General features: G+C 33.6%; 7 protein-coding genes. 4 read left to right on the top strand and 3 right to left on the bottom strand.

The annotated features are described in order from the left end of the window. The first annotated feature begins 11 nt into the window (after window positions 1-11). From GQY27_RS22150 to GQY27_RS20740, 4 genes are all read left to right on the top strand, one after another. The gene (locus tag GQY27_RS22150; RefSeq protein WP_442950923.1) at window positions 12-170 is read left to right on the top strand and encodes an IS3 family transposase; all 159 of its coding nucleotides are present in this window, start codon (window positions 12-14) and stop codon (window positions 168-170) included. A gap of 531 nt (window positions 171-701) precedes the next feature. Then, the gene (locus tag GQY27_RS20750) at window positions 702-1,091 is read left to right on the top strand and encodes a hypothetical protein (protein WP_160037170.1); all 390 of its coding nucleotides are present in this window, start codon (window positions 702-704) and stop codon (window positions 1,089-1,091) included. A 427-nt stretch (window positions 1,092-1,518) separates the two neighbouring features. After that, the gene (locus tag GQY27_RS20745) at window positions 1,519-2,112 is read left to right on the top strand and encodes a hypothetical protein (RefSeq protein ID WP_160037169.1); all 594 of its coding nucleotides are present in this window, start codon (window positions 1,519-1,521) and stop codon (window positions 2,110-2,112) included. A gap of 509 nt (window positions 2,113-2,621) precedes the next feature. After that, window positions 2,622-5,201, top strand: a complete 2,580-nt coding sequence (locus GQY27_RS20740; protein WP_160037168.1) for a helicase-related protein — start codon at window positions 2,622-2,624, stop codon at window positions 5,199-5,201. Window positions 5,202-5,687: 486 nt separating this feature from the next. Here the strand turns inward: GQY27_RS20740 and GQY27_RS20735 are convergent, their stop codons facing one another. The 3 genes from GQY27_RS20735 to GQY27_RS20725 all read right to left on the bottom strand — a co-directional run bounded on the left by GQY27_RS20735 (window position 5,688) and on the right by GQY27_RS20725 (window position 8,244). After that, a complete protein-coding gene (locus tag GQY27_RS20735; protein ID WP_160037167.1) occupies window positions 5,688-5,972 on the bottom strand; it encodes a DUF3221 domain-containing protein in 285 nt (94 codons plus the stop codon). Window positions 5,973-6,596: 624 nt separating this feature from the next. After that, entirely contained in the window at window positions 6,597-6,842 is a 246-nt protein-coding gene (locus GQY27_RS20730) for a hypothetical protein (protein ID WP_160037166.1), read from the bottom strand. 856 nt (window positions 6,843-7,698) lie between these two features. After that, window positions 7,699-8,244, bottom strand: a complete 546-nt coding sequence (locus GQY27_RS20725; protein ID WP_160037165.1) for a hypothetical protein — start codon at window positions 8,242-8,244, stop codon at window positions 7,699-7,701. Window positions 8,245-8,532: the final 288 nt, after the last annotated feature.

Genomic DNA, 8,532 nt, shown 5'->3' with positions numbered 1-8,532 from the left:
CCTACAAAGTGATGAAAACGGAATTTGTAAACCAAATGAATTTTCAAAGTCTTCACTTTCTAGAGCTGGAACTATATGATTATGTGAATTGGTTCAACAAGCATCGCATTTATGGCACATTAGGATACGTGACCCCAATTCAGTACAAAAACAAAAGCGGCATTCTTTAAAAAAAGTTGTCTGGTTTAATGTTGACAGTCCAAACGGTAGCGGCAATCATTGCGCAATGGTAAAAATCATAGAGACATTATATAATGAATGTACTGTTATAAAAATAACAGCGTTGTTATCGTAGAAGACTTCCTTTTCAGGAGGTCTTTTTCTGTATAAATATTTAGATGAATTTTGCGGTGCAGTGTGTTTGATCGTTAGACAAGTATTTAACAGTTGGGGTTAGGCTCTCACTTACAGGCAAGGAGGTGAGAGCATTATGATGGAATCACTATCTTTATTGTAGGGGCTTATAGTCCTTACCTATGTTTATCTATACACATCCAGCATGATATAACATTCACCTATACCAAACTATATCTAACTCAAATATCTACTCATCAATGTTCCATAATAGTCCACATGTTCAAAGTAACACAATATGTAGTATACACTAACCTATTATTTACTCTTAAATACTATATATATATAAATGAAAATTATTACATTATAATCTACCTAACTAAATAATATTAAAAAGGGGTGTAGTATTGGTAGATAATAATTTCTTTAACTCTGAGCAACATCAACGAATGAATGAATATCTTGAGAGACAAAATAAGTTTCTGGCACCTTACTTAGAGACGCAACAAAGAATAGTATCGATATACAATTCAGAAGGATATCAAGCAGCATTGAAAGCGACTGAAATATGGAACAATCAATCTATTAATCCGATCACCCGTGATTTGAATAGTATGGTAAGCGATTTATCGCATAATATCAATTCCATTAAATTTGCTTTACCTGCATTAGAGACGATTGGAAACTTACCTGATTACAGTGATCTACTAAACAGAGTGGAGTATACCTTATCAAACTATGAGAATAATGAAACTTTACAGAGATTACTCTCTGAAGAAGTACCAGTACAGACATAAATTTAAGAATGTAATTACAAATGGATATTCACATGTTAAGGCCGAGATAGTAGATACAGTTAGAAAGAATAAGCCAGAGGATAGACCAACTTGGGCAATATTATTGGTTATTATTATGCGTGAAATTTCTAAAGCGCTCATTCCTATTGCAATAACTACTACACTAGCTACATCATGGAATGCAGAAAACGGTAGGGAATAGTGTGAAAAATATTTCAACTAACGTTACGAGAAAAGAATTCGAGAAAAGTCTTTTGAATGATGGTTGGAAAAAGGCAGTTAGTAAAGATGGTAAAGTTTCTATTTATTCTAAAGATGGAGCTAGATATACTGTTCGTGACACGTCGAATCAGGGGCAACAGACCGCAGAGTTTTGGGCAAAGGGAGCTTCAGAGGTCACTACTAAGATTAGATTGGGGTCACCTAAATGAGCAAACTAATTTCGGATAAAGAGCAATTTAAAGAAGCAGTAAATTTGGTTAAAAGTGCATTTCACTGTGAAAAACGTTTACCAGAGCAAATTTTTAATATGCCTTTTCAAAAAACATGTGTATTTGACTTTGATAAAGCAATGAGTTATACCTTTTGGCAAGAACTTGACCGACTTATTAATCTATCAAATGACCCATTTATTCTCTTAGCTGTATTGGATCCACATCCGGTAGATTATTTTTATAAAGAGTTTTCACGTTACAATTATGGTATCCTTACAAGGGATGCAACAGCTGATGAATACTGGAAAATGATTGAGTCAAGTCCTGAGGAAAGCCCGGCTGATGCAATAGTGTTTAATTCAGAAGTTGTTGTTTGGCTTTCACCTACAATGAAGTGGGCGATTTGGGGAGAAAGAAGCTATGGTATCTGTATTGCAGGTTTAAGTGAGGAAGTAAGTAGTTACAAAAGCGAATCTTGTTTAACAATTGATACTGCCATCTCTGATTTGGTATCATTAAATTTTGGTAATATAATACCCGATGAAGTAGTATCTAAGCTACTATTGCATTATAACAATATGGATTAAATAATTGGCGAGACCTTGATGGATAGTGACTCAAGGTCTTTCTTTTATCCCCAATCGGTGCTGAATGAATCGTGCAGGATTGTAGATGCTACTACAGTATGAGAGTAGAATAAATATTTTAATTTGTTACGCAATGAATGGACATACTCTGGTAAAGACAAGGGAGCTTCCTTCCGTAGTGCCACCTAAGGATTTAAATCGAGAAGCTAAACTAATAGGTATCTTCAGTCGTTTTTAATTACGAGAAATTATGATTTTAATTAATATGTATTTTAGGAGGGGCTTATATATCTGTATAAATAACGGATATCCTATTACTATTTGTACTTTTTAAGTAGCAATCTTCGTCAACGCTTGATCATATTAGAGAATAATATAGTGGAGACCATAAAAAATTACCTTGATTGGCTTTTACGCCTTTCAAGGTTCTTTGTTTATGCCGATATTATTGAAAGAGTATACCAGATTGACAACTCTAAAAAGCAAATTCATTCAAGGAGGGAAACGCTTTGACCTTAGCAACCGAGAGTAATTGGATTAAAAAGATTAACCCAAATGTAGTGGATTTATATCCACTTCAATTCTCAAATACAGAGCGGTTAAATAGCTTCAATCATGACGTTGTCTATATATTTGATGAAGTTGGTAGTGGGAAAACAATTAGTAGTGGAATCATGGCACTTGACTTTTTAGAACGCAATCCAAATGAAAATGTTTTAGTAATAACAACAAATGCTCTTGCTCGAACAAGTACTCTTAAACCTAAAGGACAGTTTATAGGTGAGTGGTTTGATAAATTACCTTTTGAAGAATACAAACATAGAGTAGAAGTAGTAAATAACCATCCTTCAAAATTCAAGAACAAAAGAAACTTTGGATTAGTGATTATTGACGAGGCTCATTTATTCTTGAATGATGAAACACTACGTTATCGCAACTTGGTCCAAAACATCTCTGCCAAGAAAGTTGTATTTCTCACAGCTACACCAATTAAACAATATTTCTCTGATCTGAAAGTATATCCACGCATTGCAGAAGCACTAATAAAGAAGGTAGTCGACGTTAGTTGGATTTCTGAATTACAAACATCAGATAAGGATCCTCACGAATTAATCTGTAGCCAATTTGATGTTAAGTTTCCGGTAACAAGATACTTCAAAGACACGATAAAATCCCTTCAAACAGAAGGGTATAAGAAGATTCACGCAAAACGTTATGAAACGCTAACTTGGGAGTATAAATCATATGACAACAAAAACGAAGTTCTGGTAGAAAATTTACGTGCTTTATATAACAAATGCCAAGATAACCGTTTTGTAATTTTCACAAGATACGTGGAAAAAGAGGCTGATGTCATTGGAAGATATCTCGAAAAAGCTGGTTTTATCGAGTCTAAAGAGGACTTAACATCTATACCAACCTTTTATATTGTTACAGGACGTAACCCACAGGAACTTGCTGATTTTGCTAAATTGAATGGCTTACCTACAGTATTGATATTAACTTACCAAATTGCTGAGCAAGGCATAAATCTGCCTGGATATAATCATATCGTAAATTATCATATCTCAGCGTACCCATCCGCCTTAGAGCAGAGATATGGACGGATTGATCGGTTGAATAGTCAAAGTGAAGCTATCTATAATTGCTTCCTTATCAGCTCGAGTTATCTTGACACTAATACATTTAACTTCGTATGTGCAATTAATACATGCTTAAGCTCATTACTTAGTTATTTACCTTCTAGAAACACAATTCTTTCACCTGAAATTTTAAGTGATTATATCGATCTTACAAATTATTATGAAAACTTTATTTCACGAATTTCTAATCTTCTAGAAGGAAATACGATAAGTGTTCTATATGAATGTCTAATTTCATGGGATAACTCGGCAAATGCTTCAGAAACAGAAGAAGCACCTGAAAATACTAAACCTACTATTGCAGATGAAGATCTGAAAGATCTTTTCGAATTCTGTTTTGAGCATGGCATAATGATTGATACAGATCTTAAAGGGAATAAGCCCGAAGCTGAAAAAGCTTTACTAACAGATATTCGGCAAGAGTTAAGCATTTTAAAACAAAGTTTCTCTCAAGGTAGTGCTGACAAGAAGAAAGTAATTGAATTATTATCTCGTGATAAGGGTATCTGGGATCATATATTTTACGCTAAAGGAAATTCTAACGAATTATTAACGCAAGATATTGGTCAGTTAGATGCAGTGGAGGACTGTGCCAGTTATATCGCAAAGAATCATAAATATAAGGAATACTTAGCTGGATTTAATGAAACGGTTCGACTACCTAAGGAGTTTCAAAAATATCGTGACCAAATAAATCGTGTATTTGAGAGAGCCTTTGAGGAGAATGAGTTTGATAAAATTTTCCCTGCTATCACAAATAACACCTATAAAGAAAAATTAAAAGAAGTCGGACAATTAAGTCCGCTTGTATTAGATAATCTTGAACAATTGATTTCTTCCCTTCCATTGTTACGTATGGTTAATCAATTTAAATCTGAATTATTTTATTTGGCTCTTACAGAGTCGGGGAATACACGTGAAAATTTTGCTGGGGATGTTCATGTTTTTGCGACGGCGATGGGGCGTTTATCTAGTCAAAATTTTGGCCTTTCAAAAGATTTCTACAATAAATATTTTGGACCTATCATCGTTGAACATTATTCTCTGTATAAAGACAAGTTTAGGTCATTTTTCGAAGTAGTGGTTGTTAAAGAACTTAATGAGGATGGGGTTATTAAGAAAGTCAGTGCTGCGAGTAATTGGTTAAAATTGGCATATCATGTAACCAGAAAAGAATCTTACAGCTGTAAACTAGCAAGACAATATCAATACGGAAATCAATATTATTTAAAAGAAATATTTGCTCCGGTGAACAGTCGTACCTTTGAAAAAGAGGTAATGATCGTTGCACTCTTTGATTACTTTATTAGAAGAAACAGCGGTGATTTTCGGACTTGGGCCGATAAATATCTAGTTGACAGTATACCTCGCGCTGAGTATGTATGGTCTAACGACTACTGGACAAAGGGAATTTTAGAAACAGTTAACCGACAACAATTTAATTAATCTGATTTTCCTCGAACCTTCGCCTTCGTAATTACCGTAGTAGAGTAGATGTCGGGGGACAAGAACATGGCCCCATTAAGCACCGGGTCTGGATATATTTACATTTGACCCACTGTCTCTAATTCATTTACAACCTTATTTAACCGTCAGTCTTTAACAAGCTGGCGGTCTTTTTGTTTAAAGTTTGACGGGAGTGTTGAGTAAAGGTGCAACAAAGAGCTTTAATTTACTATAGAAAGAAGGTAAATCCCAAAAATAAATGGACATACTTGTACTAATGGAATTTGACGAAGAAGGAGTAATTAATACAACGAGGTTCGTCATTTAATACATTTACACAAAATTAGGATTTTGTACATATGTATTATTTGATCAGTATGACTCTGCAAGTATTGTCTGCAAGTATTCATGTTCTACTCGTCTGACATCATTCCAACAAGGTTCAAGGATTGAACGTTAAATAAAAGCAATGTTCTCACTGTATTTTTATTCAACTACCTCAATATTTGTTACCTCTGTTTTAGCAATTTTGGTCAATTTATATTTTCCAGTGGTGGTTACATTTACAATATCACCAATATTCGCCTTAGTAGAAATTTCAGACAACGAAAACTGATACATATCTGTATCATAGCCTATTAATTCTTCTGGGGTTTTATTTTCAATTTGATCCTTTGTTAGCTTTGTTGCAATAATCATATCAGAATCACTTTTATCCACAACAATTCCTCTAATTTCCTGTTGAGATGATTCCTGTTCCATTTCGTTCATATGTGATTCCTCCTCTTCAACAGTGCTATTTGTTGAAGGACTATTTCCACAACCTGTCAAAACAAAAATTAAACATGTAAATAGTGCTAAATAGAATTTCATTCTATTCTCCCTTTATTTACTCAATTTGACGCAGTTAAACATAAATTAGTTGGGACTTCCATAGTCTTCGCTACCTAGAACTGGAATTTTACGACATGAGTATCCGATCCATGGAACATTAGGCGAACAGTATGCTATGCAGCCCTTAAAAAAGTTGTTTGATTCACTGTTGACAATCCATCCACCGACAGATGACTCTAATATGACAGCTTTGGAAGACGTAAACGTAACTCAGCTGCTATGAGATACACACACGGTGATAGACCCAGTTCAGGTGCTAAGAGTGTATCGCATCGTTAAATTCTATAGAATTAATCGTTCATATCATTAATCATTAATTACATGTAACAATTGATAAGCACGTGCAAAACAACGACAGATCAGATTATTATATGCTCAAATCTGTCGCACTTCATATTACAATTCGTCAACCAAAAAACGAGTCCTCTTCTTTGGGACTCGTTTTTTTATGTGATTAACTATTCACTCGTTGAATTATACATTATTACAAAAGATACCCCTTTAGACGGAGCTATCTTTATCTCTATTTTTATAATCTGGAACTACTAATCTATCAAAGTACTCTGGCTTCCGTAACAGATGTACATGGAGTTTTATTGTATTCATATTTAATCTGGTGGGGAATATTTCATTCTTAAGAAAGCTGTTTTCAAAAATTTCCTTCGCTATTTCCTCATCTGTCTTATAAGGATACTTATTTAAAAACATATAAATTGCTAAATTTTCAGCATCAGTCCAATGAGTCACAATTTCACATCCTCAGCGAATTTTTAAGTTTACTAGCGTTATCATATTGTACTTGGATAAATTTGTATATTCCATCTATCCAAATGAGTCAGAAAACTCGATAGCATACAGTATAAAAACGCAAACTTCAAAACGGTAATATATCCAGCAATACCTACATTTACAATTGAACATGTATTTTCTTCAGATAATGGCGTATAGTGCCAGTAACTATTAATTTGATGAAATGTTGAAACTACAGCCGTTTGTTTATCTTGCGACGCTGTATTGGTCGAATTGTCAGACTGTATACTATATTTATCAGTAATTAATCAAACAATTATTTTAAGGGCGAATGATATTCATTGTATCTTCCTTTCTTCTTTCGTACCAGTTAGTAGCTTAACATAAGTATGTATTACTAAAATTCATCAAACAGGAGGTCTTCAAGAATTTTGTGCAATTGAAAATGATCTTCTTTTGAGAAATTATTTTAACTTTGTAGATCAACACATGCTTATTCAAAACCAATATCACTGTGAGTAGCGAAACGTTCGTTGTAGCATCAAGGGCCCAGACCATTCATGTGCATCTTCATGTAAGGTTTTTCTCATCGTTTTGTGTATAATTTTAATATTCGTGAAGATTCGGTGAAACCAATAAAAGGGTTGTGAATGAGAATTATAGAGGATTCTCTCAGACACTGCACTACTCTCGGGTAGACTGTTTTACTTTTGTCACTGAAGTTCTCTACCGCAACTATTCCCGACCGATTGTCCTAGTATGGCAATAGCTTATGAATATTTGAAGAAGTGTTGTGTTCAGAAACTTTTTGTTAAGAACTCAGATTATAAACTGAAATCATATTTTAATTTAATTAATCGTGATTTTCTATATATTCTATATGATCTTCCCAATCTTCTTCATCAACTTCATATTCGTTCCTATCCACATAATAATACGCGTCATCCATACCAGTATCTAAATCAAGTTCATCATCAACAATGTCAAACACAATATTTGCTTTATTAATTGTCTGCATGGTTATAAAGTTAAGTAATCTAGATAAGATAAGAAGTCCATTAGAATCTTCGTATATTAACTTATCATCTCTTCCCACAACTCCATAATATACATACGATCTAAAAAGATAATTATCTTGGGACATCTCTATTTCGTTAATTTCCATTAAGTAAACATAAAGTATGTCGTCTATTAGGTCATAATCAACACTTTCCAAGATGGATCCCTCAAGTATGTAAAAATGCCCCGATAAATAATTCTGAAGCAATATAGATACTCTCTTAGTTGTAATGTACTCAAGCATTTTTCCTTTACTAACATACATGCCATCTGCAATTAAACCTATGACACACTCGGACGTAAAAATGATATTTAGCAACCCCTTTTTGTCAATAAGCATAGTACTATCCCCCTGTAAAATCATTGTTAGTAATTCTATAATGTATTTTTTTGGATGTAAAGGTAATTGTTTATATATATTCAGTGTAAATTCAGGCTTAAACGAAGATATCTACCTGTCGCAAACAAGTTAGTAAATAATGGTGGTTCAATTTTTATTTTTATTGAAGTTGAATCAATTTCATAATGCATTGACTTAAAGAATTGTAGACTACTCCAATGCAATCGTAGTATATTTTAAATTTTATGAGGCTTTCGCTCTTTGTTGTTTGTTCACACGATCCACGAC

Source organism: Paenibacillus sp. An7, from assembly GCF_009870785.1.
Lineage (GTDB): Bacteria > Bacillota > Bacilli > Paenibacillales > Paenibacillaceae > Paenibacillus.
The sequence above is the reverse complement of the archived record's forward strand: the minus strand, read 5'-3'. Positions and strand labels throughout refer to the sequence as shown.